Below are 23,440 nucleotides of genomic sequence, written 5' to 3'. Positions count from 1 at the left end.
AGGTTAAAAGTTAGTGAAACATTTCACAAATTGATAACTCTATTATAGTAGACTTGTTCTCTTTATGCATCTTTTAGGATTGACCTTTTTGTGACAATTCCAGAACCCAGTTAGTTTTGAATACGGCGTGGATGGTATAGTTTTTTATTTATCTCCTAACGAATCCAGCCGAAATCACCAGTAATCCGACCATTTTACAATAATTGCAAAACCTGCACAAACTATATTCCAATCAATAAAAATAGAGAGGCACATCGCTAAGCGAATGTCCTCTCTATTTTTATGGGTCCTGTTATATTTTCAATAAATCCTTCGTCACACGCTGGATAATCTCCGGCAATACTGAGAAGGTGTAAGGTTTATACACTCTCTCTGTCCACTGATGGCCATCCTTTCCGTACACACCGATATTAATAGAAGGGATGTTCAGCTTTCTGATCATATCGATGGGAACTGGATACAACTGATTGATCAGCGGCATGTTCTTTTTGAATACGTCAATATCCTCGTCTTCTTCATGAAGAGAGAGAAAACTTCCATCTGCCAGATACGGGAAAAACCGTTTAATGACAAATTCTTCGCCGGTTTCTTTGGCTATATCGTTTAAGCATTTCCCTAACGCCTCTCTCACCCTCTTGCCATACTCATTTTCTTCATTCACAAAGTTATGAGGTAAAAATGGCGGTGCGAAGAAAATGATCACTCTTGGCGTTCGATCGGGATCCAGATGCTGCAGTGCTTCCACCATGGCATACGCAATCGTCCTTCTGTCATCTCCCTCCATATCATAAAAGACCTTTTTCATGACAGGATCCGGATCAATGCCTCTTTCCTTCAGCCAGAAGATATACTCCCGTAACGTCAGAACTTCCACTTCCCATGAAAACTCCCTTTCCGGGAAACCATGATAGCTCCGGTATTGCTCAAACTGTCTTTTACTGCGTTCTTCCAAATCACTTACTGCCTTTAATGCTGTCTTCTTCATATCGTAGAGGACTTCCCGGGCAGTTCTCTCATATACAAAATAGTTAAAGTATAGAGAAGCGCTCAAAGGGGTTTGAACATTATACGTATGTTTGTCATCTTTGAAATACAGGCAAGATGGAGGCAGGGTGAATTCACCTGGTATATCCTCCAGGTAATCTAAGTTCTGATTGATTTCAAGATTGATCTTGGAAGCAATCACAGTAGGATCGATGGATGTCAGCACATCCCCTACATGCGCTTCTCTTCCATATATATAAAAGCTTGGCAGGAGTTTTCCTGCAGCACCCGTGTAAATATATCGTTTACAGTCTCCATCATAGATAGGAGAAATGAAATCGGTATTGATAGCTGCCAAATAGTCAAAGCCCTCTTTTTTCAAACGATAGAGTTCGCTTAAAGCTGCAATCATTCCGGCATGTTCACTTTCTTCATCACCATTAAATAGGAAGAGTAAATGTCCATCTGGTGTTCCCTGTCCCGTATAGTACAAGAGATTCGCCATGTGTACGGCAATTCCGCTCTGCATATCCAATGCCCCTCTTCCAAACAGCCAGTTTCCAGAGAGGGCATCTTCTCTCACCTTTTCCTCTCCTTCATAGTCCATAAAGAACTTCTGAAGAAAGTCGGGATCATGAGCCATATCCTGCAGTGCACCATAATCATCGGTTCCTACCGTATCATAGTGGGCATGGAATAATACAGTTTTCGAAGACGCTCCTTTCACGAGGGCAAACACGTTTTTCCTTCCTGTCGGATCGTTCGGGACTTCTTGGAGCCAGACTCGATCAGGATGCTTTTGAAAATAAGGAAATGAAGAAATCATTTTATATATATACTGGGCTTTTTCACTTTCGCCAATTGTCCCATTATAGCTTTTCAGAGCGACTAAAGATCGTGTGATGAATTCAATCTGCTCGGAGATTGATTTGTTTTTTAATTGTGTATACACGTTAGTACCGCTCCTTTCCTTGAGAAATGTCAGCTTATGCGTGGTTAATCGTTTACTTACTGGGCATTATAGAGACTGATTCTTCTATAATTGATAACATCTTATCGAAAATGAAAGGGGTTTGGAAGGGGTTTCAGGATTATTTCTTAAAAAAATTTCATATCTTTCTATTGAAATTCGATCTATTACCGAATATTATAGAAGTTGCGCGTTTTTAATGTTCGTTTTTATTGGAGGTATTACGATGTTTAAATTAAAGGAACATGGCACTAATCCCAAAACTGAAATACTGGCAGGTATTACAACATTTCTAACAATGGTTTACATTGTCGTTGTCAATCCCATTATTTTAGCCGACGCAGGTGTGCCATTTGATCAAGTCTTCTTAGCAACCATTATTTCAGCCGTAGCCGGCACGTTATGGATGGCCTTGTTCGCAAATTATCCAATTGCCATCGCACCAGGGATGGGATTGAATGCTTACTTTACTTACTCTGTAGTAGGGGCGAATGATGACATTTCTTATATCGTTGCATTCTCTGCCGTTTTTGTAGCAGGTATCATCTTTATCATTCTTTCATTAACACCATTCAGAAAAAAATTGATCGAAGCCATTCCCCAAAATCTAAAGCACGGCATCACCGCAGGAATCGGTTTGTTCATTGCCTTTATTGGATTACGACTGACAGGACTTATCCAAGCTCATCCAACGAATTTAGTACAGCTGGGGGATCTTCATTCATCTTCAGCGATCCTAGCGTTAATCGGATTGGCTGTTACCCTTATCCTCATGGTCTTACGTGTCCATGGAGCGTTATTTATCGGAATGATAGTCACTGGACTCGTCGCATTCTTCACAGGAGAATTATCATTTAAAGAAGGGTTTGTGGCCCTTCCACATCTTCCAGAAGGACTTATCGTAGCAAATCCTCTTACAGCATTTGCCGATGTCTTTCAATACGGGTTATATGCCGTTGTGTTCTCATTCTTACTTGTAACTATCTTTGACACAACAGGAACGATGATCGGGGTGGCCCAACAAGCAGGGCTTATGAAAGGCAACACGATGCCAAGAGCACGTGAAGCCTTACTTGCGGATTCCATTGCAACAACTGTAGGGGCGATGTTTGGGACAAGTCCTACGTCCGCTTATATTGAATCTTCAGCCGGTGTTTCCGCTGGAGGAAGAACAGGATTAACAACATTAACGGTTTCTATCCTGTTCATTGCCGCTGCATTCTTCGGTCCACTTGTAAGTGCCGTATCAGGAATTTCAGCCATTACAGCTCCTGCCCTAATCATCGTAGGAAGCTTAATGATGGGGAGCATTTCTCATATTAAATGGGATCAATTAGATGAAGCCTTCCCTGCTTTTTTAATCATTCTTAGCATGCCGTTAACATCAAGCATCGCAACAGGGATAGCACTGGGATTCATTTCTTACCCATTATTAAAAGTCGTAAAAGGGCAATGGAAGCAGGTACATCCACTCGTCTATATCTTTGCCGTCCTGTTCTTCTATCAGCTGGCATTCCTGCCTCATTGACCCGATATAGATACTTGAAAGACCGTTCATAATGAACGGTCTTTTTGTGGTGCAAATTCAGCTGGTTGTGTCCATATTCTCTTGACGCTTATTAGAACTTTGTCATCAAAAGTTAAACAATATATATCTGGCATTTCAAGCTTTCTCCAAAACCTGATATCATATTGAGGATCAAAGTAACTCATGATCAAAACCATAATATTACCGTGTGTTCCAATCACGACGTTTTTCCCATTATATTCTTCAATGATCTTAAATATCCCTTGTACGCCTCTTTTTTGAGCGGTGAGATTCGACTCTCCGCCTTCCAAGGAAAAAGCAGGATCCTCCCACACCAATGAGATTGCCTCTTCAAAGTTTTGAACAGGTTTTCCAGAGAGAGTTCGTTCTCTCAATTCTTCATATAAATTGATTCCCTGCCCAATATGGCGGGCTGTCCCTTCAACGGTTTCCACCGCCCTTTTATATGGACTGGAACATACTGCATCAATCTTTTCCTTCTTTAATAATTCCGTTACATGCTCAGCATCCACCTTACCTTTGTCTGATAAGGGTCTGGTTAATTCCTCGGGGGTGTATTTCGAGTGAGCATGCCTCACCAGATACAGTTGAGTTATTGCCAACTTCATTCACTCCTTCTTACTTTCCAACCACAAAAAAAAGAGCTGTCATGCAGAACAGCTACTCTTATTTCCACACGACGTCCAATTGACTAGCATAAAATGTTATCGCCTTTTTATAAGGTTCGATGGTGGATTCTTGTGACGATTCTCCAATACACGTCAGCAGCAGCTCCATTGCTTTACTATGTTCGTTCAAATTATAGAGGGTCATGGAATAAAAGACCGTCAACGCTTTATTTTCAGGAAATCGTCCTATTCCTTTCTCGAACACGGATTTGCTTTTTTCATACTCTCCCAATGTCCGATATGTACTCCCTAATCCAAGGTAGGCGCCCTGTAATTCTTTATCATCCAGTCCCAATTGAATCGAACTTTCGTAATAAGGAACAGCTTCGCTTTCGAGTCCCATTGCGTCATGGCTCCATGCACATTGGTAATGCAGAAAACCATTATCTGGTTCTTCCCCAATCAATCGCTTCCACCTTTCAATGGAAGCTGCGTATTCTCCCGATTCTCTCAATTCAATGGCTTCTTCTATTTTTCTACTCATTTTAAAGTCTCCCATTTACTCGGGAATGAACTCCATCAACCAGGAATCATGATGTTCGCCTTCATGAAGCTCATGCTCCCGCAGTATTCTTGATTTACTATATCCACATTTCTCATAGCAACGGATCGCTCTGGTGTTCCAAGTCATGGGATCCACCACGAGTCGGTGGACACCCTCCTTCTTGAGCAAGTACTCTACTACAGCTCGAATGAGTTTCGTCCCTATTCCCCTGTTCCAATATGTCGCTTCTCCGATGAATTGATCCGTACCGTAAATCACTTCATCTAAATTCGTGTAACCATATCGTATCATTGTTTCTTCATCTAGCTGATAATACTGAAGATAACCGATTTCAATTCCCTCGTACTCAACCAGACAACCTAAGACGTCCCTCTCTGCCAGGAACTTCTCCTCCACCATCTGAAGAGTGAATGGGCAGTCCCTCCCTTCATAAAACTCCAGCACCACGGGATCCTGCAACCACCTTGCCAACGTGTATTTATCCCCCTCCTCTAACCGACGGATATATAAATCCCCACTCCTGACATTCATACAGACACCTCCCATACCTCTCCTCTTCCTTTATACATTCATCACACATCAGAAAAAACCCTTTTTTTATTTGTGGGAAGGAACTGGGACCATTTCTCTGTATGACAATTTTGTGAATTTATTCACAAATATGTATGTTATGCTATATTTCAGAGTAGAATATCAATGTGTTTCATGTTATCATTTCATTGTGAACCATTTCACAATATCTCAATTCATATACTTAAGGCTTTATTACTTTCTTTTTATCTGGCCATTGTTAGATTCATGTGACCAATTTTTTCACAAATATTTAGTGGATAGGTGATGACGTATGACAATCAAATGCACAAACAAAGTAGCTTTAATCGGTACAGGATTTGTAGGCTCAAGTTATGCCTTTGCTCTTCTGAATCAAGGAATCGCACATGAGCTCGTGATGATTGATTTGAATAAGGAGAAAGCTGATGGAGATGCACGTGATTTAAACCATGGTCTTGCATTCGCTTCCCCTATGAAAATATCTGCAGGAGATTACAGTGATTGTAGGGACGCTGACTTGGTCGTGATTACGGCAGGAGCGAACCAGCAGCCGGGTGAAACCCGTCTGGACCTGGTGGAAAAGAATGTGAAGATCTTTAAATCCATTGTAGACTCTGTCATGAATAGTGGATTCAACGGCATTTTCCTTGTGGCGACGAACCCTGTCGACATCTTAACGTATGCAACTTGGAAGTTTTCCGGTCTTCCGAAAGAAAGAGTCATCGGATCAGGAACGATCCTCGATACAGCAAGACTTCGCTACTTAGTCGGAGAGCATTTTGATATTGATACACGTAATATTCACGCCTATATTATGGGAGAACACGGTGACACGGAGTTTCCCGTTTGGAGCCACACGACTGTAGGTGCAAGTCATTTAAGTGAGTTGATTGATCTCCACCAGGATGACGTGCAGAAACAGCTCGATGATATATTCGTCAATGTAAGAGATGCAGCCTATCACATCATTGAACGGAAAGGCGCAACCTATTACGGCATTGCCATGGGTCTTGCCAGGATTACCAAAGCTATCTTTAACAATGAAAATAGCATTTTAACCGTTTCTGCCCTCCTTGAAGGTGAATATGATCAGGAAGACATATACATCGGTGTCCCTGCCATCATTAATGGTGAAGGTATCAGAAAAGTCGTCGAGCTTCCGTTAAATGACAAAGAAAGAACTCAGTTCGCTCACTCAGCAGAGACGCTAAAAAATGTGATGAAAAAAGCGATGGATTCTTGATTTACTCCCTTCGTTAAAATGAATAGACACGCACGCCCATTGGACCTCCTCATATGATAAAGAGAATTCTTTATGAGGAGGTTCTTCTATGTATGATCACAGACAACTATTCCCTGGTTTTCCTGGGGGAGGCAGCGGGTTCCCCGGCTTTCCTGGTGGAGGTCAAGGATCTGGTGGTGGCTTTCCAGGTTTTCCTGGGGGAGGACAAGGCGCACCAAGCTCACCACCACCTGCAGGAGGGCAAGGCGGACAAAATCAACCACCACCCGGACCACCACCGAACTTCCAACCACAAAAAACGGTGATGCAAGGAACACAAGGTGGACCAAGTGTCTTTGCAGTAGACCCGGGTGCCATCAGAAGATGTTTATTCCGTTACACGTATATTTGGTTACGAAGAGATGCTTTCTGGTTTTATCCTGTCTTTGTTGGGCGCCGTTCCATTGCCGGGTGGAGATGGATCGGATTCACATGGGTATACTTCGGCATCGATTTAGATAAAATTGAATCCTTTACTTGCGTGTAGGTTTGCTCATGTATTCATATCCTTACTATAGAACCGGCAACACCAATGGCACGATTACTGTAACTGGTGAGCATACACTTTATGTGGATCCCGATCAAGCCATTGTCTCTATCGGTGTTGTCACTAAAGATGAAGAACTTGAAGCGGCACAAAACCAGAACCAACAACAATCCACTCAAGTCTTACAATCACTATTAAATAACGGTGTGTCAAAAAAAGATATCCAAACCTCCACCTATCAAGTATTCCCACAATACAATTATGAGGACGGGAAACAAATTTTTACAGGATATGAGGTTCGCCAAGTATTTCGCGTAACTATAAATGATATTGAAAAAGTGGGTACGATTATGGATGATGCCATAAAAAGCGGAGCGAATCGGGTAGAAAACATTCAATTTGTCAATTCAAATCCTATTGAATCCTATCAGTTAGCCCTTACTTCCGCATATCAAAAGGCATACCAAAAAGCACTCACATTATCGAACCAATCGGGGCAGCAGCTCAACCCCCAGCCAAAGTCCATCACAGAGCAATCAAGCCCAATGGTCACCCCTTTTGTAACAACTGGATTTGTGAAAGCCGCTGAAGAAAGTACAACCGTGCAACCAGGACAAATCGGCGTCACAGCCATCTTGACAGTAGAATACCAAACCCGATAAATAACAAACTGCCAAAGTAAACAAATACTTTGGCAGTTTGAATAAAGTAGAGAGGGACGGACCTTCAGAATAACGTAAAATAAATGCTTTCCAATTTACTCTCCCAGAGACTTCGATTTACGACCGCATGCTTCCATAGCCGTTAAAACGGCTCCTTTAAAATTATTCTTCTCCAGAGCTGATACCGCTTCAATCGTTGCTCCTCCTGGTGAGCAAACGGCATCCTTCAGTTCTCCTGGGTGAGTGCCCGTTTCGAGAACCATTTTTGCTGCTCCAAGTACAGCCTGGGATGCGAGCTGGTAAGCCTGCTTTCGTGGAATACCTTGCAGAACCGCTCCATCAGCCAGTGCTTCTATGAACATAAACACATACGCGGGAGAAGATCCGCTTACTGCTGGAATGGCATCCATCAGGCTTTCCTCTACCATTTCAGCCTTTCCGAAGCTTTCTAAAATCGCTTGTACATCTGCAAGGTCTTCTTCCGTTACTTCATTATTTACACAATAGGCCGTCATACCTTCTCCTACAAGAGACGGGGTATTTGGCATAGTCCGGACAATTTTCATTGATTCAGAAAGCTGACTCTCCATCCAATCAATGGTGATACCCGCTGCAATGGTAATGATGATGGCATCCTCTTTCAGGGAATCCTTTATCGATTCGATAATGCTCCGATATTGGTCTGGTTTCACTGATAAAAACACAATATCCGAAAAGGCTGCTACACTTATATTATCACTGGTAACCCCCACTCCAAATTCCCCTGCTACTTTATCCAGCGTCTCCTGAGTTCTGGCGCTCGCTTTAACCGAATGTTCATCCACCAAACCGGATTTCAATATACCGCCCATAATCGCTTGTGCCATATTTCCGCATCCTATAAATCCAATGGTTTTATCCATTTCTTCACCTCATCAGTTTGTTTGTAAACAGTCTTTAGCATCATACCAAATTTATCTCCTCATATAAAATAAACGTCATTAAAAAAGGCCCGAAGGAGAAATCCTTCAAACCTTTCCATCATTCCACCAGCTTCCCGCAATGGGGACAAAGAGATTTTTGATAATCCTTTGGAATCTTCCTGTGACAATGATTGCAAGTTTTCATATACTGAGGCTGATCAAATAAATCCTCAGACATCCCATATCCACTCTTAAAGGTCGTCCTCATAAGACGGACTAACAATCCGATGATCACACCTGCAATAAGCAGTGCCCAAATCATTTTACCCTCGCTTTTTCAAAAATTTCACCGTAGTCCAGGTCGACGATTGGTTCATCATGGAGCAATCTGTCCCTGATCTGTGAAAGAAGCGACTCCTCGACCTCGGATAAATTCTCAAGGTCCCATTTTTTATGGAAAACAGAATACAGTGTTAAATCTCTGAGCAAAAGGAAATGGGGGATTCGTTCTACCCACTCTTCTTCTAATTCACACTCCGTCAAATATCCTTTTAAAAATGAAACGAGAAACTTACCGCCAAATTGGTTGCGGATATCCAAGTTCTCATTCCTAAACTTCCACCACACGGAATAGTAAAGAGGGATGGCAACGTCACTTATAAAAAAGAACTGTGTACTATCGTCAAAGTCAAACACATGAAGATCACCCTCATGGTAAAAAAAATTCCCTGGATGGATGTCTGAGTGAATGAGCCCAAAAGTGTCTTTGGTTTCCACAAAGCTTCTAATTTCCTCCATGTTTCTTTGACCAGCATCAAGGATGTACCTGTCTTCCTCAGATAAATATTTCTTATAGTCCAGCACATCGTCCTGATCCCAGCGAAGACGGTGGATGCCATCCTCCCCATATGCCTTTGTTACCCTGTGCATATGTCCTGTCATTTTCCCCCATTTATAAAATAGTTCTTCATTGAATAACGGATCATTCACTTTCACAGGACTTCCTGGAGCTTTATCAAACAAACACACATAGAAATACGATTTTCTTGCCTGGATGACTTCTACGAGCTTTCCTTTATCAGAATGATTGACTAATGATACATTAACTCCGTGCTTATGTAAGTAGTTAATCCATTTCAGTTCAGCTTCCACTTCTCTTTCTGACCGATGAGAACTGTGAGTGAGGCGGAGGATATAGGGAATGTTTTCCTTATGCACCTCATACACATAGTTTTCAAAGTCTCCTAGTTTCTTAGCTTGAGCAGTATTACAGCCAAATCGTAAGGCAGCTTCAGCCAATAGTTCCTCTGTAAAAAGTTCTTCTATCCACTCTTCCATCGTACCTTCTCCTACTCTATTTCAGAATTGATTTCCTATCTCGAAAGGGCCACTCTGTAAGGGAACAGCTCTGCTGTCATGATTCCTTCTTTTACCGCAGGATCTTCCTTCATGAACGCTTTAGCCTTTTCTGCATCTTCCGCTTCAAAAATCACGATTCCAAAAGCATTTTCTTCTTCATTCAATGTTCTGCCGGCAAGGATTACCACTCCTGCTTCAGTGAATTCTTTTAGCCTCTGGAAGTGATATTGAACAATGTCTTCATCCGCTGTCATCCAGTTTTCTTCTTTATGTAAACGCGGGATAAGCTTTAATACATAGATAAATTCCATCTGAATCGAACCTCCTTCTATATTTATATATACTACCTTGTACGTCAGGATTCCTTTATCTTGACATACAAAAATAGCTGCTGAGTCTGCTCAACAGCTTTCATAATAATGAAATCAATTCTTCATTAACCATGCATTCATCGTCCGTATGATTTCATCTTGCTGGTCCCTTGGGGAAATATTTGCTTCAAGATCTCCTTTTTGCTTCCCGTACATTCCGAAGCCTGCATGGTTTCCCCCTTCGATTTGGTGGAAAACCGTTGCATGCGGCAATATTTTTTTACTTTCTTCAATATCATCCTTTGTAGTAAGCCCATCGTTCTCTGCAAAAATACTTAGAAAAGGAACATCGCTTTCAGAAAAATCAGTTGAGTTTGTTGGATAAGAGGCGAGGAAAATCACCCCTTTTATCTCATCTTGGTGATCATAGGCGTATTTAGCAGCCGCTACTCCACCCAATGAGTGACCTGACACATACCAATCAAGCTCCTCATCAAAACTGTTTATGATTTTTTCAGATTCACCTATACCAAAAAAAGCGATATGAAAGGGCATCCTTGGAATGACGACTGTGTACCCCTTCTCAGAAAGTGACTTCCCTAAATACCCATAAGCCTCGACTTCCACCTTTGCTCCTGGATATAGAATAAGTCCCTTGCTGTTAGATTTCTCGGGGTTAAAAATAAGCCAGTCTTTTTTTTCTTCAATTAATGGATCCTCTTCGATTTTGATTGTTTTTATTAATTCTTCTGTAGCTGAATACGTTTGTTCTGACCAGAAGTAAAATCCAATGCCACCTATTAGGACAACTGCAAGAAGAACAATGGCAGTCCATTTGAGTATCTTTTTCACAGGGATCACCTTTTTTACTTTTAGTATACTCTACCCTACAGCTCTTTTCTTTTATGAATGCTCAGTTAAAAAAATGAGGATACGCGTGAATATCAGATGTTTTCACGATATGGATTTCTTTTCTTACATTGATAGAGGCATAGAATACCTCATGGATTGCCGTGAATCCTTCTCTTCTCAATTCATCCCGAACCCATTTTTCCTCCACGTTTAATTTATCTAAAACGCCCGTATGCAATACACCATCTACTATAAGAGGAAATGCAAGGCTCGTCCGCTTCATCACTCCTGCATCCTCCACTGTAACCGTTTGTCTTGGGGGAATCTTATGAATCGATAAACTCCCATTCGATTCAATGATTCCAATTTCCACATCTTGCAATGAGAATACTTCTTTCTCCCGGAGAAGCATCAGGATATTATCAATCGTATAACCGGTTTTTTTTAAGTCTTCTTTTAGAACCTGACCATTTTCAATGACCACCGTAGGTTCAAATGAAAGCAGTTTACCCACTTTTCGTGAAGAGGTTTTCATTTTGGTCAAGATCTTTTGTAGTATACCGATTAAAATCATTGCGACGATGGTATGGATATGTTTGATGTCAGGATCTGCAATATCCGCTCCTACAACAGAGCCAAACACGAGGACCACTAAAAAATCAAATACCGGCAACTCCCCGATGGAACGTTTCCCCATATATAATGTGACAAAAATCATAAATGGAAGTATTGTAAAAATTCTTAATGCAACGATACCCAAGTCTTTAAAATCAACCATGAACTATTCAAATCCTTTTTGAGTCTGATAGGGATAGTTTCCCCTATCCCAGAACAAACATGAAGGTTGTTTGCTTATAAATAAAAAGAACCAACCGAATAGGCTGGTTCTTTTACTCATTTATCTTCTGAAATGTAATTTCCTTTTCGCTCATCAAATATTGCAAAGCTGTCCGGAATGTGAGGAAGCTTTTAATCCCTTTAAGCTCTCTCACTCCTGAATTGATCATCACTTGAGTAAGGGCAGGTGTAAATCCGACAAATAGGGTTTCGATTCCCATTAATCCAATTGCCTTCGCCATGTTATGGATATAAGTGCCGAAAATGTCCATTTCACCGATTTCTTTCTCTGATATGGCTGAGAAATCTACAATGATTGTGTTGATATCTCCACCGTACGAGACGTCTAATATCTTGGAAATGATCCTTTCAAAACGTTCCGGGCTAAGTCTGCCGGTTATGGGGATCAAGATGGTTTCAGGGACGATGGAGGGGATAATAGGTGCTGAAATATCCATAATCAGCTGTTCTGATTGACTCAGGTGTTCTTTTAATTCTTTAATTTCATTCTTTAGTTGTTGAATTTGTTGCTTTTCATCTGTCATGATAAACCTCACCGCTTATAGAATGTTTTTTAAAGTACCTCTCTATATTCTAGCACTATGCAAACAGAATAACCTAATATTTTCATATGTAAGTAGATAAGTAGTTGACAGTGAAAAACCAGCCTCATCGGCTGGTTTTTCTCAAGCGAAAGCTTTTTCCTGCTCATTGTGGAAGAAACTTTTCATGGCATGGAATACATCGGCTTTTTGTTTGAGAATGTAATAACGGAAATCGTCGTTTTTAATATTTTTGTAGGCTGACATCAAGGTGGAGTGGCGGTTATATTGGTTCACTTCCCCGTAACCGAACATGCTGGATACTTTCATTAATTCTTCTACAAGCTTCACGCATCGTACGTTATCAGACGTCAGGTTATCCCCATCAGAGAAATGGAACGGATAAATATTATAGCGGGTCGGAGCGTACTTTCCATCGATTAATTCCAGCGCTTTGCGATAAGCAGATGAACAGATGGTACCTCCGCTTTCTCCTTTCGAGAAGAAGTGTTCTTCTGATACCACTTTGGCTTCAGTATGATGTGCGATGAATTCAATTTCTACGGTTTCATATTTTGTTCTCAAAAAACGTGTCATCCAGAAGAAAAAGCTTCTTGCCATATATTTCTCCCATACCCCCATGGATCCACTCGTATCCATCATAGCCAATACGACCGCTTTGGATTCAGGCTTTAATACTTCATTCCACGTTCTGAACTTCAAGTCTTCGGTATATATCGGATGAAAGCTTGGTGCTCCTTTCATGGCATTCCTCTTAAAGGCAGACATCATCGTCTTCTTTTTATCTATATTCCCCATTAGGCCTGTTTTACGGATATCGTTGAATTCAATGTGCTCGACGGTTTGAACATCTTGCTCCTTCTTCTTCAGGTTCGGAAGTTCCAATTGGCTAAATAAGGCTTCTTCAATCTCAAGCATCGACACTTCTGCTTCATAGTAATCTTCACCGGCTTTATCTCCGGCCCCTTGACCTTTTCCAGGACCCTGTTGCTGCGGTGAGCCGTCTCTTGCAATGACGTCTCCTACCTGACTTTCACCGTCACCTTGCCCGACGTGCTTATTCTTATCATAGTTATAACGAATTTTATATTCATCTAAAGAACGAATCGGGATCTTGACGACGTCTCGACCATTTGACATGACAATGTTTTCTTCTGTAATCAAATCAGGTAAGTTGTTTCGAATCGCATCCTGTACTTTCTCTTGATGTCTTTGTTGATCATCGTGACCTTTGCGGTGGAGGGCCCAATCTTCCTTGGAAATGACAAACTGATGATTATCCATTTGACTCAAATTATTCCCCTCCTTAAAGTTTTTTCACATTTCTTCATTCTCCTGCATACACTATGTTGACTGTCTAAACTGCATATATCCCATGAAGTGAAACGGGGATTACTCTATCCTATGCAGAAGTATTGATAAATTTACAAATAATTTCGACAATTAAACGTTCTTTTAAGGTTGGACGAGCCTATTTTTCTGACATGTTATATAATGTCCGTGAATGTCCGATTTCCTCAAAAAAAATAACCAGGCAGAATCACCTGATTAAGCTTCTTCTTCATATTGAGCCGGGTCTGATACTCGATTGTGTATCTTTAATTCGCCACTGGAACGTAATTTTTCCATCTGCTTCCCTAGCTTAATGACTTCCTCCATATTGGAGGCCATACTTCCGTTAAGAGGTTCTGCTTCTTCTCGACGATGAGGTTTAGAAGGCATCCTCTCCACCCACTTTCATTTAAGATAATGGGCCCAGCTCTCTATCTATAGACTATTATATTCTGAGTTTTCTGTCAACTATCCCTTGTCTTTTTCTTTATATTGAACAGGATCCGGCTGCTTTTTGTCCTCTTTCAGCTCTTCATTCGTTCTTAGCTTGTCCATTTGCTTTCCCAGCTGCTCCATTTCTTCCATATCAGATGCCATGGACCCATTTTCAGGTTCATAGTTTTTATCCAGTTCATGTTTGTTTTTGCTCATAACTTTCACCTCTTGGCTACTACTTTTCCCCTTACAAGAAAAAATAAACCACATAGAAAATCGGGAGGTGTATTTAGCATCTCCCGATTTCATTTCTATTAACGATTCAACAGGCTGCCCACATAGCGGAGTAATTCATTTGCGGATGTTGAGTTGTAGCCATGTTCATCGATGAGGCGGGCAACCACTTCGTTGACTTTCTTCAGCTGCTGTTCGTCTGGCGTTTTCGATGATGTCGTGATTTTCACGACGTCCTTCAAGTCAGCGAATAGCTTCTTCTGAATGGCTTCTCTCAAGCGATCATGTGAATTGTAGTCAAATCGCTTTCCTTTACGGGCATATGCAGAGATACGGATAAGGATTTCTTCACGGAATGCTTTCTTCGCATTTTCTGAAATACCGATTTGTTCTTCAATGGAACGCATCAGCTTTTCATCCGGATTGATTTCTTCACCGGTTAATGGGTCATGAAGCTTCGCCTTATTGCAGTAAGCTTCAACGTTATCAAGATAGTTATCCATAAGCGTTTTCGCAGACTCTTCATATGAATACACGAATGCTTTCTGAACTTCTTTCTTAGCGATGTCATCATATTCCTTACGGGCGAGGGAAATAAAGTTCAAATACTTATCACGAAGTTCATTCGTAATTGATGGATGTTGATCCAGTCCTTCTTTCAAAGCCCGAAGAACGTCTAAAGCGTTAATGGTTGGGATTTCTTTTCGAATGATCGTAGACGAGATCCGGTTAATGACATAACGCGGATCGATTCCGCTCATTCCTTCATCCTGATATTCCTTCTTCATTTCATCCACATCTGCGGAGTTAAATCCTTCAACATTTTCTCCGTCGTACAAGCGCATTTTCTTGATTAAATCAATATCACCGCGCTTTGGTTCTTTCATTCGGGTCAAAATGGTGAACATCGCCGCAACCCGTAACGTATGAGGTGCCACGTGGACGTTAGACACATCACTTTCGTTGATCATTTTCTCATATATTTTCTCTTCCTGGGTGACCTTCAGGTTATAAGGAACAGGCATGACGATAATACGTGAGTGTAAGGCTTCATTCTTTTTATTTGCAATGAAGGATCGATACTCAGTTTCATTCGTATGGGCGACAATTAGCTCATCAGCCGAAATCAATGCAAACCGACCTGCCTTGAAGTTTCCTTCCTGAGTAAGGGATAATAAGTGCCATAAGAACTTTTCATCACACTTCAGCATTTCCTGGAATTCCATCAATCCACGGTTTGCTTTATTTAACTCACCATCAAATCGGTAAGCACGTGGATCTGATTCAGAACCAAATTCAGCAATCGTGGAGAAGTCGATACTTCCTGTTAAATCGGCAATATCCTGTGACTTTGGATCTGATGGACTGAACGTACCGATTCCGACACGTTTATCTTCAGAGAAAAAGACTCTTTCGACCTGAACGTCTTCTATGCGGCCATGATATTCCTTCTCCAAGCGCATAGTATTTAACGGAGAGAGATTTCCTTCAATGCGAATGCCATATTCGTTGTAAAAATCTTCACGCAAATGTTGAGGAATCAGATGCAATGGATCTTCGTGCATCGGGCAGCCTTTGATTGAAAAGACGCCTCCTCTTTCAGTCCGGGAATATTGTTCCAGCCCGCGTTTCAGCATGGAAACAAGGGTTGATTTCCCTCCACTGACTGGCCCCATCAGTAACAAGATTCTCTTTCTGACATCCAATCGCTTCGCAGCAGGATGAAAGTATTCTTCAACGAGTCTTTCCAGCGCCTCTTCTAAGCCAAATAATTGATTGCTGAAGAATTTATACTTTCTTTTCCCCTCGACCTCTTCAACTCCGGCATCCTTAATCATATTAAAGACTCTTGAATGAGCGGATTGCCCAACCCAAGGCTTCTCTTTCAGCAGGTCTAAATACTGAGCAAACGTCCCTTCCCATTTCAGTTTCTCTTCTTCTTCTCGATAATGTTCGATTTTTTTTAAAATATCCATAAGGACCTCCCCCTGTCGCTTAATGAGAGACGATTAATATACTCTATGCGCTTGTTCACCTGAACATGTTAACAAGATATATTTATTACAGACAAAGGTTCAGTATTCACTATAAACAGCAGAATGAGACTTTCGAAAAATAATGGTTTCATTATCAATCAGCCAAGCTCTCACAGATCAACAAAAAATTAAACGATTTCATTCACATCAAATAAAAAATAGGCTATACTAAAGACAGACTGTGGAATAAGTGAAACTGGGAGGTTACCAAACATGGGTACTATAATGATTATAGGTGTATCTTTAGCGTTCTTAGTAGCGATTTTCACTGCTGGATATAATGATAAACCCGGCTCCAACTAATTCATAAACTAAAAAAACTGGCCTTGGCCAGTTTTTTTAGTTATTGCGCCATATTAAATTAAGACCAATCACCACAACTGTCCCGACGATCAAACCATTACTCATTACAATTTGAAGCGAACTCGGAAGATCTTCGAAAAGATCCGGAGATTGAAAGAAGAGACTTGTGCCGCCCAAAAGTGAAATACTAATGATTGATAACTCCCTTTGATTCAACTTATTAGAAGTAATCTTTTTTAATGAAATGATAAACATATTCACAATTGTCGAAAGCAGTGCTGCACTCGCGACGGCTACAGGCAAAGTGGACACTACATGCACCACTTGTGGCATGAAGGATATAAGTAATAAACTGCCTGCTGCTATAAGAAATGGAAGACCGTTTCTTTGTTTCGTCGTTTGTACGAAACCTGATGTAACCGGCAAGGGCACAATAGCAAGAGCAGAAAAAATGGACGATAACCAATGATTGATTCCTCCGATGACAAAGCCTCTTCTTATACTGTCTTGTTTATTGATTTTCTTTCCATCAAATACCTCATACATCGAATCAATGGCTGCAATATTGTTTAGAATCAGCGTAAAAGAAAACAGAATAGTCGCAGTGATGATATTACCATTGATTGCAGGTGGTCCCCATGAAAAGAGTTCTGGGAAAGCTACGCCACTAAGATCCCTCTGTCCAATAGGGTTGGAAGCACCACCGAACAGGGCGAACACACCCCAGCCAGCAATGATACCGATTAAGAGTGAAAACTGCTTTCCCCATCCTTTTGCTTTAATTGACAGAATCACAATAAAGACAAAAACGAAAATGGCAAGCATCGTCAGTTCCCAATCAACGCTTCCTTCTTCTTGTACGATCATCCCTTTAAAAAAGATGCCACTAAGCTGAATAGCTAGAAGAAACAAAAAAACACCTGAAACTAAAGGTGGAAATACTCTTTCGTAAAATGATTTGTTTTTCACTAATCCCATGAGGATCAGTATACATCCTGCTAAAGCAAGTGAGCCCATACCAAGTGATAGTGATTCTTCAACCGACAGGCCAATTTGCTTAGAAAAGCCAGCCAAAATAACAAAGACACTTACCCAGGATCCAGCCGGTCCTTCAATAATCGGAAGGGAATGTCCAATTACTTTCTGAAGAATGGAGCCGAGAGCAACCAGGAAAAGCGTTCTTTGCATTAACCCTGATATCTCGGTCTCACTTAATCCAAACACACTACCAATTACAATCGGAAGAGCAATCGACGTTCCGATCAAAAACATGAGCCATTGAAAGCTTTGCAGGGTTATTCTTACGGACTGCCCTTTGTATTTCATGATACTTTAACCGCTCCGGCTTTAAGCAGCATCTTCTCAATTTCAACAAAACCTCTTTCCCTGGCATGCTCAATTGGTGATTTTCCTTCCTGATCAGGTATCGTTACATCGGCACCATACTCGATTAATGTGGCAATAATCTCTTGATGCACCTTTCCTCCATCACTCAATACAATGGCTTCCATCAAGGCTGTCCAGCCAAGGTCATTTACATGATTGATATCGACGTTTGTTTTTTCCAATAGAAGTTTGACGGTCTCACCGTGGCCTTTTTCCGCAGCTGGAATAAGCGCGGTTCCGCCATATCGATTTACTAAAGCAGGATCTGCTCCTGCTTCGATCGTGAGAAGCAGAATGTCATTCATTCCTTCTGCACCAGCATACAGAAAGGGATTGTTTTTTAATTCATCCTTTAAATGAATATCAGCTCCCTTATCAATAAGCAAACGAACCATATCCGGGTTATTTTGATACGTCGCAAGCATTACAGGCGTCCTACCGAGGGCATCCTGTTGATTAATATCGGCACCTTCATCAATTAACGTTTCGACTTCTTCAATATATCCTTCTTTTATATAGGTGAAAATCACTTCTTTTTCCTCCTCTTGAGCATTGAACGAACATCCCGCCAGAGTGCTGATAAAGATAGCCATGAGCATTTTCTTCATTTTCACTCCCCCTAACAACTTTTAGGATATCACGTCTTGATATATATGAATAATATCTATTAAATTGTATTATTATATATTTATTGTATAAGAGAGGTGATTTCTATGCTGGACCTTAAACAACTGCGCTACTTCATGACAATTGTGGAAGAAAAAACAATACTTGCTGCAGCAAAACGACTACATATGTCTCAGCCACCCCTAAGTCAGCAGCTGCGCACGATGGAAGAGAATCTCGGTGTGAGCCTGTTTTACCGGAAAGGGAGAAAACTGGTGATTACAGAGGCTGGTAAAGCCCTTTATCAGCACGCTTATCAGATGATCAAGCTGCTGGAGGCTGCAGAGGCAGAAGTGAAAGAAATTGGCTCAGGAGAAAAAGGCAAACTGAGGATTGGTGTAAATACATTATCTGACATTGATTTGCCACATATTTTAGCAAAGTATGAAAAGAAATACCCGAACATCACCTATAATATTCATCAAAATGAATCCTCACAGCTCATTCATCTTTTAGAATTACGGGAGATTGATGCTGCACTGATCCGAATGCCTTTTTCAGCAGACAATATGGTGAAGGTGGTCCTCCAAGATGAGCCATTTTACTACATTACGAGTGTTCCGACTTCAAGTATTGACACGATTACATTAGAGGATATTGTTCATCAGCCATTAATCCTTCCCAGTACACAAAGCTTGGGCTTGTACGAAATGATTGTCCAGTCATTTATTTCAATCGGGTTGACTCCAAATGTAAAGGCAGAATGTTCGGATACAGTCCTCCTTGCCAACCTTGTAGAACAAGGATTCGCTTCCTCCATCGTTCCCCATAGTGCTTTGCAAGTATTTAAGCATAAAGAGGTTCAACTGGTGGAAATTGAGAACATGAACAACGCAAGCTACGGAATCGTATGGAAAAAAGACTTCTATCTGCCTAAGACAACGAGGGAGTTTATCCGGTTAGTCACAGAACACTTTCAAATTGAGCTTTTGGAGATGGATTAGGAAAAAGCCCGAAAGGATTTGATCCTTTCGGGCTTTTTCTAAGTTTCTTTATCTGGACTATAGAGATCTACCTTTTATTGAATCCCTTCTTCTCTATAAATTCCTTCATATACAGGCGCTTCTTCCCTGAAAGCATGTTGGCCATCTGCTCCGTCCATCGATCCGATCGTTTGCCGGCCGTTCGTGCCTGATAATAGGAAGAGATGGTTTCGTCATAACGATCAAGTTCCTCTTTCATGGACCCTTCATCACGTTGGTATGAATCCTCATGATAAATGGCTTCCAATGGCAACCTCGGCTTCACATCAGAACTGCCTTCAGGTAAACCGACTGCCAGCCCGAATAAAGGAATGACCCGATCAGGAAGCTCCAGCAGTTCACTCACTGATTCCAGATCATTTCGGATTCCTCCAATATAGCAAATGCCCAATCCCATCGATTCTGCGGCAATGGACGCATTTTGAGCCGCTAGTGAAGCGTCAATTAAAGCTACCATGAACTTCTCCGTGCTTTCAAGTGTTGGGATGACATCTGCATTTTCCCATTCTCCTATTTTCTCGTGGCGGTACAAATCGGCACAGAATACAAAGAAATGACCGTTTTCCTCTACATATGATTGTGGACCGGCAAGTTCCGCCAACTTCTTCTTTTTAGCACGATCCTTCACTCCGATGATTGTATATGCTTGAATATAACTCGACGTACTCGCAGCCTGGGCACTCGAGACAATTGTCCGGATTTGCTCCTCTGTTAATGGCTCATTCTTGAAATGACGAATGGATCGATGCTTAAGAATCGTTTCAATGGTTTCGTTCATTATGTACCCTCTCCTTCACATTCTTTCCCTTAGTATAAGCCAAATAAAAAAAGGAATGAAAATCATATGATTCTCATTCCTCGTTTTTTATAACAGACCCGGATAATTTCTTTGTCTTAATGCTTCATAGATCAGAATCGCCGCTGTATTGGAAAGGTTCAATGAACGGACGTTTTCGTTCATAGGTATGCGCAGGGCACGATCCAAATTATTTTGGATGATGTCATCCGGCAGTCCGGATGTTTCCCTGCCAAAAATGAAGAAGTAATCCTTCTCTTCCACACTGTAATCAAAGTCAGTGTGAGGGATCTTTCCGTATTTTGTTAAATAGAAAAATTCTCCGCCGTCATTTTTCTCGAAGAACTCTTCAATTGAATCATAGTATACAATGTTTACAAACTGCCAATAATCAAGGCCTGCCCGCTTTAACATTTTATCATCTGTTGAGAACCCGAGTGGACGAATCAAGTGCAGAGTTGTATCCGTTGCTGCACACGTTCTCGCAATATTCCCTGTATTAGCAGGGATTTCTGGTTGATATAATACAACATGTACTCCCATGTTACTGTCACCTCATTCATAAAACTCTAAGTGACATTATACCATTTCCTCCCCATAGAACAAGACTTAGCCGTCATCTACTATTGTAAAAAATCTATATTTGATATTAGGTGTATACGCAGTCGAGTCCTCATATTTCCAATATCGCATTCTACTGTTGAATGTATGGGCATTCACGAGAGGTTCTCCTGCAGCATCTTTACCCGTCACGATCGTAGTATGGTCAAAACGCCCATCCCCTTCGAAGTCATAGCAGATGACATCCCCAAGCTTCAACTCTTTTGAGTCATTCACCTGTTTCCCCCTTAACCCGACCGTAGAATTCGGAATATACCATCTCATGGAATTCGCCACCGTCCAGCTATAACTCCAGTTCTGATTTCTCATCCACCAGCCCTTCCCCTTCGCCGGATATCCCCGCATGGGAGCATCCCCGGCATGGAGGCACTGTGAAATATAGTTCGTGCAATCATTCTCAAACTTCTTAAACGCAGGGTTATAGCTGTTCCACCATCGTTCAGCATATTGCACCGCACTCAGCCGATCATATTGATACGCCACTCTAGCCTCTTTCCCGTCGAAGGTGGAACTCTCTTCACGTACGACATTCTCTTCAAAGTGAATTGGAATCTCGCTGTCTTCATAGATCTTATCCCTATAAAAGGATGCATGTCTATTCTCTACTTCCTCTTCTAGATAAAGAAGATCACCTTGCTTAATAAGATATTTATAATGAACATCATATAAAATGTTTTGTGTTTCATTTCGCTGAGGTGTCATGCTTTGGATTTTCCCTGCTGCATCCACCTTTACAATTTCCGCATTCCGCTGAAGACAAGATTCCTTCTTTCTTTTCACTTTGTCACTGTGATAGTCTGACTGACTACGAGTTGTATATTCATCAATCACATGTTGGACCTTTTCCATTAATAGCTTTCTGATCATTGTCTTCCCTCCTCCCTAATTGTTATGCAGGGAAGGGACTGTTCAAAACAAAAAAGGATAAACTCAGGTGATAATGAGAGTTTATCCTTTTAGATTATTTGGTTATAAGGTTAAGACCTTTTTGAATTTCGTTTAGTACTTCCTCATCCGTTTCAACCGATTGCTGCGCGAGTAATGCAACTTCTGCTTCTACCCCGCCTATTTTGCCGAGGGCCCAGGCCGAGGTACCGCGAATGACAGGCCGCACATCTTTTTTCATCACATCAATCAGATCGTCAATGGCTGTTGTATCCTTATAATGGGCGAGTGCGATGATCGCGTTTCGCTGAATCGGCTTCTTCCCTCTCCATGAACCGGATACATGACCGTATTTTTCTTTAAACTCACGGTTACTGATTGTTAAAAGCGGCTTTAATAGCGGCTTTGCAATTTCTGGATCCGGCTCCATCTCTTCGTGAAAATGAAAGTCCATCCCTTTATTTTCAGGACATACCGTTTGGCAGGTGTCACATCCATATAGACGGTTCCCAAGCTTTACCCGGTACTCATCCGCAAGAAAGCCCTTCGTCTGCGTCAAAAAGGCAATGCATTTCTGAGCATCCAGCTGACCGCCTTCTATAAGAGCTCCCGTAGGGCAGACATCCACGCATTTATTGCATGTACCACATTGGTCCTCCATCGGTGTATCAGGAGCAAACGGAAGGTTTGTCACCATTTCCCCGAGATACACATAGGATCCGAACTCGGGCGTGATAATCGAGCAGTTCTTTCCGCTCCAGCCAATGCCTGCCCGCTCTGCCACAGCACGATCCACAAGTTCACCAGTATCCACCATTGATTTAAAACGTGCTTGTGGAACTCTTGATACGATATATTCTTCCAACTTTGAAAGACGATCCCGAAGCACATGGTGATAATCCGTCCCCCATGATGCCCGGCAAAAGATCCCACGTCTTTCTCCCCGTTTGCTTTGTGGAGCATTCTTCATCTTTGAAGGATAGGCAAGGGCAATGGCAATAATCGATTTGGGACTCTCGAAGATTAATGAAGGATCGACCCGTTTCTCAATGTCTTTCTCTTCAAAACCGGATTGATACCCTAGCATTTCCTGACGAAGAAGCCTGTTCTTCATTTCCGAAAACGCACCTGCTGTCGTAAAGCCAATTTTATCAATCCCGATTTCCTTACTATAATCAATGATATCCTGTTTTAACTGATCCATATCCATTGCCCGTTCCTCCTTCCATCTATTAATATATTTACGGCTACTTACGTGAAATGGCAACGTGTATTATGAT

General features: G+C 41.4%; 26 protein-coding genes. 5 read left to right on the top strand and 21 right to left on the bottom strand.

Features of this window, described 5'->3' with window-relative positions; all coding sequences use genetic code 11:
• Positions 1-292: 292 nt before the first annotated feature.
• Positions 293-1,936: a M20/M25/M40 family metallo-hydrolase gene (locus RSX31_RS00200; RefSeq protein ID WP_148993250.1), complete on the bottom strand. Its 1,644-nt coding sequence runs from the start codon at positions 1,934-1,936 to the stop codon at positions 293-295.
• 244 nt (positions 1,937-2,180) lie between these two features.
• On the opposite strand from RSX31_RS00200, the gene RSX31_RS00195 reads away from it, so the two are divergent.
• Positions 2,181-3,482 (top strand): NCS2 family permease, encoded by a 1,302-nt coding sequence (locus RSX31_RS00195; RefSeq protein WP_148968257.1) that lies wholly within the window; start codon positions 2,181-2,183, stop codon positions 3,480-3,482.
• Positions 3,483-3,508: 26 nt separating this feature from the next.
• Here RSX31_RS00195 and RSX31_RS00190 read toward each other — a convergent pair whose 3' ends face one another.
• From RSX31_RS00190 to RSX31_RS00180, 3 genes are all read right to left on the bottom strand, one after another.
• Positions 3,509-4,099 carry a histidine phosphatase family protein gene (locus RSX31_RS00190; RefSeq protein ID WP_148968793.1) on the bottom strand — a complete coding sequence of 197 codons (591 nt, stop codon included), beginning with the start codon at positions 4,097-4,099 and terminating at the stop codon, positions 3,509-3,511.
• 70 nt (positions 4,100-4,169) lie between these two features.
• Positions 4,170-4,655 (bottom strand): tetratricopeptide repeat protein, encoded by a 486-nt coding sequence (locus RSX31_RS00185; protein WP_148968256.1) that lies wholly within the window; start codon positions 4,653-4,655, stop codon positions 4,170-4,172.
• Between the two features lie 15 nt (positions 4,656-4,670).
• Entirely contained in the window at positions 4,671-5,207 is a 537-nt protein-coding gene (locus RSX31_RS00180; RefSeq protein ID WP_148968255.1) for a GNAT family N-acetyltransferase, read from the bottom strand.
• Positions 5,208-5,520: 313 nt separating this feature from the next.
• Between RSX31_RS00180 and RSX31_RS00175 the strand changes: the two genes are divergently transcribed.
• The 3 genes from RSX31_RS00175 to RSX31_RS00165 all read left to right on the top strand — a co-directional run bounded on the left by RSX31_RS00175 (position 5,521) and on the right by RSX31_RS00165 (position 7,659).
• Positions 5,521-6,471, top strand: a complete 951-nt coding sequence (locus RSX31_RS00175; protein WP_148968254.1) for an L-lactate dehydrogenase — start codon at positions 5,521-5,523, stop codon at positions 6,469-6,471.
• Positions 6,472-6,559: 88 nt separating this feature from the next.
• Positions 6,560-6,997: a hypothetical protein gene (locus tag RSX31_RS00170; RefSeq protein ID WP_148968253.1), complete on the top strand. Its 438-nt coding sequence runs from the start codon at positions 6,560-6,562 to the stop codon at positions 6,995-6,997.
• A gap of 8 nt (positions 6,998-7,005) precedes the next feature.
• Positions 7,006-7,659, top strand: coding sequence for an SIMPL domain-containing protein (locus RSX31_RS00165; RefSeq protein ID WP_315632710.1), 654 nt, complete (start codon positions 7,006-7,008; stop codon positions 7,657-7,659).
• 95 nt (positions 7,660-7,754) lie between these two features.
• Here the strand turns inward: RSX31_RS00165 and proC are convergent, their stop codons facing one another.
• The 13 genes from proC to RSX31_RS00100 all read right to left on the bottom strand — a co-directional run bounded on the left by proC (position 7,755) and on the right by RSX31_RS00100 (position 18,823).
• Positions 7,755-8,561: a pyrroline-5-carboxylate reductase gene (gene proC, locus RSX31_RS00160; RefSeq protein ID WP_148993248.1), complete on the bottom strand. Its 807-nt coding sequence runs from the start codon at positions 8,559-8,561 to the stop codon at positions 7,755-7,757.
• A 118-nt stretch (positions 8,562-8,679) separates the two neighbouring features.
• Positions 8,680-8,883 carry a hypothetical protein gene (locus RSX31_RS00155; RefSeq protein ID WP_148968250.1) on the bottom strand — a complete coding sequence of 68 codons (204 nt, stop codon included), beginning with the start codon at positions 8,881-8,883 and terminating at the stop codon, positions 8,680-8,682.
• Positions 8,880-9,899: a phosphotransferase enzyme family protein gene (locus RSX31_RS00150; protein ID WP_315632709.1), complete on the bottom strand. Its 1,020-nt coding sequence runs from the start codon at positions 9,897-9,899 to the stop codon at positions 8,880-8,882. The genes RSX31_RS00155 and RSX31_RS00150 overlap by 4 nt, the downstream gene beginning before the upstream one ends.
• Before the next feature lie 35 nt (positions 9,900-9,934).
• Positions 9,935-10,231, bottom strand: a complete 297-nt coding sequence (locus RSX31_RS00145; protein ID WP_262371574.1) for a YciI family protein — start codon at positions 10,229-10,231, stop codon at positions 9,935-9,937.
• A gap of 114 nt (positions 10,232-10,345) precedes the next feature.
• Complete coding sequence (locus tag RSX31_RS00140) at positions 10,346-11,083, bottom strand: alpha/beta hydrolase (RefSeq protein WP_315632708.1); 738 nt, start codon at positions 11,081-11,083, stop codon at positions 10,346-10,348.
• A gap of 61 nt (positions 11,084-11,144) precedes the next feature.
• Complete coding sequence (locus RSX31_RS00135) at positions 11,145-11,861, bottom strand: DUF421 domain-containing protein (protein ID WP_148968246.1); 717 nt, start codon at positions 11,859-11,861, stop codon at positions 11,145-11,147.
• A 112-nt stretch (positions 11,862-11,973) separates the two neighbouring features.
• Positions 11,974-12,465, bottom strand: coding sequence for an STAS domain-containing protein (locus RSX31_RS00130; RefSeq protein ID WP_148968244.1), 492 nt, complete (start codon positions 12,463-12,465; stop codon positions 11,974-11,976).
• Between the two features lie 141 nt (positions 12,466-12,606).
• Positions 12,607-13,767: a sporulation protein YhbH gene (gene yhbH / locus RSX31_RS00125; protein ID WP_397540970.1), complete on the bottom strand. Its 1,161-nt coding sequence runs from the start codon at positions 13,765-13,767 to the stop codon at positions 12,607-12,609.
• A 264-nt stretch (positions 13,768-14,031) separates the two neighbouring features.
• Positions 14,032-14,205 carry a hypothetical protein gene (locus RSX31_RS00120; protein ID WP_148968243.1) on the bottom strand — a complete coding sequence of 58 codons (174 nt, stop codon included), beginning with the start codon at positions 14,203-14,205 and terminating at the stop codon, positions 14,032-14,034.
• 78 nt (positions 14,206-14,283) lie between these two features.
• Positions 14,284-14,466 (bottom strand): hypothetical protein, encoded by a 183-nt coding sequence (locus RSX31_RS00115; RefSeq protein WP_148968242.1) that lies wholly within the window; start codon positions 14,464-14,466, stop codon positions 14,284-14,286.
• 98 nt (positions 14,467-14,564) lie between these two features.
• The gene (locus RSX31_RS00110; RefSeq protein WP_148968241.1) at positions 14,565-16,460 is read right to left on the bottom strand and encodes a PrkA family serine protein kinase; all 1,896 of its coding nucleotides are present in this window, start codon (positions 16,458-16,460) and stop codon (positions 14,565-14,567) included.
• A 399-nt stretch (positions 16,461-16,859) separates the two neighbouring features.
• Positions 16,860-18,149, bottom strand: coding sequence for a purine/pyrimidine permease (locus tag RSX31_RS00105; RefSeq protein ID WP_148993244.1), 1,290 nt, complete (start codon positions 18,147-18,149; stop codon positions 16,860-16,862).
• A complete protein-coding gene (locus RSX31_RS00100) occupies positions 18,146-18,823 on the bottom strand; it encodes an ankyrin repeat domain-containing protein (RefSeq protein ID WP_397540995.1) in 678 nt (225 codons plus the stop codon). Before RSX31_RS00100 ends, RSX31_RS00105 begins: the two co-directional genes overlap by 4 nt.
• A 99-nt stretch (positions 18,824-18,922) precedes the next feature.
• Between RSX31_RS00100 and RSX31_RS00095 the strand changes: the two genes are divergently transcribed.
• Complete coding sequence (locus tag RSX31_RS00095; protein ID WP_262371573.1) at positions 18,923-19,819, top strand: LysR family transcriptional regulator; 897 nt, start codon at positions 18,923-18,925, stop codon at positions 19,817-19,819.
• A gap of 67 nt (positions 19,820-19,886) precedes the next feature.
• On the opposite strand, the gene nfsA is transcribed toward RSX31_RS00095, so the two are convergent.
• The 4 genes from nfsA to queG all read right to left on the bottom strand — a co-directional run bounded on the left by nfsA (position 19,887) and on the right by queG (position 23,370).
• Positions 19,887-20,636 carry an oxygen-insensitive NADPH nitroreductase gene (nfsA, locus tag RSX31_RS00090; protein WP_148993242.1) on the bottom strand — a complete coding sequence of 250 codons (750 nt, stop codon included), beginning with the start codon at positions 20,634-20,636 and terminating at the stop codon, positions 19,887-19,889.
• Between the two features lie 87 nt (positions 20,637-20,723).
• A complete protein-coding gene (trmL, locus tag RSX31_RS00085; protein ID WP_113971500.1) occupies positions 20,724-21,197 on the bottom strand; it encodes a tRNA (uridine(34)/cytosine(34)/5-carboxymethylaminomethyluridine(34)-2'-O)-methyltransferase TrmL in 474 nt (157 codons plus the stop codon).
• Positions 21,198-21,263: 66 nt separating this feature from the next.
• Positions 21,264-22,142: an amidase domain-containing protein gene (locus tag RSX31_RS00080; protein WP_148993241.1), complete on the bottom strand. Its 879-nt coding sequence runs from the start codon at positions 22,140-22,142 to the stop codon at positions 21,264-21,266.
• 94 nt (positions 22,143-22,236) lie between these two features.
• Positions 22,237-23,370, bottom strand: coding sequence for a tRNA epoxyqueuosine(34) reductase QueG (gene queG / locus RSX31_RS00075; protein WP_315632698.1), 1,134 nt, complete (start codon positions 23,368-23,370; stop codon positions 22,237-22,239).
• Positions 23,371-23,440: the final 70 nt, after the last annotated feature.

This window comes from Rossellomorea yichunensis (assembly GCF_032337515.1).
Classification (GTDB): Bacteria; Bacillota; Bacilli; order Bacillales; family Bacillaceae_B; genus Rossellomorea; species Rossellomorea yichunensis.
The sequence above is the reverse complement of the archived record's forward strand: the minus strand, read 5'-3'. Positions and strand labels throughout refer to the sequence as shown.

What these genes read in the sequence shown, in the direction of transcription:
- RSX31_RS00145 (WP_262371574.1), bottom strand. Translation starts at nt 10,231, where the DNA reads ATGGAATTTATCTATGTATTAAAGCTTATCCCGCGTTTACATAAAGAA.
- RSX31_RS00185 (WP_148968256.1), bottom strand. Translation starts at nt 4,655, where the DNA reads ATGAGTAGAAAAATAGAAGAAGCCATTGAATTGAGAGAATCGGGAGAA.
- RSX31_RS00170 (WP_148968253.1), top strand. Translation starts at nt 6,560, where the DNA reads ATGTATGATCACAGACAACTATTCCCTGGTTTTCCTGGGGGAGGCAGC.
- trmL (WP_113971500.1), bottom strand. Translation starts at nt 21,197, where the DNA reads ATGGGAGTACATGTTGTATTATATCAACCAGAAATCCCTGCTAATACA.
- RSX31_RS00155 (WP_148968250.1), bottom strand. Translation starts at nt 8,883, where the DNA reads ATGATTTGGGCACTGCTTATTGCAGGTGTGATCATCGGATTGTTAGTC.
- RSX31_RS00120 (WP_148968243.1), bottom strand. Translation starts at nt 14,205, where the DNA reads ATGCCTTCTAAACCTCATCGTCGAGAAGAAGCAGAACCTCTTAACGGA.
- RSX31_RS00135 (WP_148968246.1), bottom strand. Translation starts at nt 11,861, where the DNA reads ATGGTTGATTTTAAAGACTTGGGTATCGTTGCATTAAGAATTTTTACA.
- RSX31_RS00095 (WP_262371573.1), top strand. Translation starts at nt 18,923, where the DNA reads ATGCTGGACCTTAAACAACTGCGCTACTTCATGACAATTGTGGAAGAA.
- RSX31_RS00130 (WP_148968244.1), bottom strand. Translation starts at nt 12,465, where the DNA reads ATGACAGATGAAAAGCAACAAATTCAACAACTAAAGAATGAAATTAAA.
- RSX31_RS00110 (WP_148968241.1), bottom strand. Translation starts at nt 16,460, where the DNA reads ATGGATATTTTAAAAAAAATCGAACATTATCGAGAAGAAGAAGAGAAA.
- nfsA (WP_148993242.1), bottom strand. Translation starts at nt 20,636, where the DNA reads ATGAACGAAACCATTGAAACGATTCTTAAGCATCGATCCATTCGTCAT.
- RSX31_RS00115 (WP_148968242.1), bottom strand. Translation starts at nt 14,466, where the DNA reads ATGAGCAAAAACAAACATGAACTGGATAAAAACTATGAACCTGAAAAT.
- RSX31_RS00105 (WP_148993244.1), bottom strand. Translation starts at nt 18,149, where the DNA reads ATGAAATACAAAGGGCAGTCCGTAAGAATAACCCTGCAAAGCTTTCAA.
- RSX31_RS00175 (WP_148968254.1), top strand. Translation starts at nt 5,521, where the DNA reads ATGACAATCAAATGCACAAACAAAGTAGCTTTAATCGGTACAGGATTT.
- yhbH (WP_397540970.1), bottom strand. Translation starts at nt 13,767, where the DNA reads ATGGATAATCATCAGTTTGTCATTTCCAAGGAAGATTGGGCCCTCCAC.
- RSX31_RS00080 (WP_148993241.1), bottom strand. Translation starts at nt 22,142, where the DNA reads ATGATCAGAAAGCTATTAATGGAAAAGGTCCAACATGTGATTGATGAA.
- queG (WP_315632698.1), bottom strand. Translation starts at nt 23,370, where the DNA reads ATGGATATGGATCAGTTAAAACAGGATATCATTGATTATAGTAAGGAA.
- RSX31_RS00165 (WP_315632710.1), top strand. Translation starts at nt 7,006, where the DNA reads ATGTATTCATATCCTTACTATAGAACCGGCAACACCAATGGCACGATT.
- RSX31_RS00150 (WP_315632709.1), bottom strand. Translation starts at nt 9,899, where the DNA reads ATGGAAGAGTGGATAGAAGAACTTTTTACAGAGGAACTATTGGCTGAA.
- RSX31_RS00195 (WP_148968257.1), top strand. Translation starts at nt 2,181, where the DNA reads ATGTTTAAATTAAAGGAACATGGCACTAATCCCAAAACTGAAATACTG.
- proC (WP_148993248.1), bottom strand. Translation starts at nt 8,561, where the DNA reads ATGGATAAAACCATTGGATTTATAGGATGCGGAAATATGGCACAAGCG.
- RSX31_RS00180 (WP_148968255.1), bottom strand. Translation starts at nt 5,207, where the DNA reads ATGAATGTCAGGAGTGGGGATTTATATATCCGTCGGTTAGAGGAGGGG.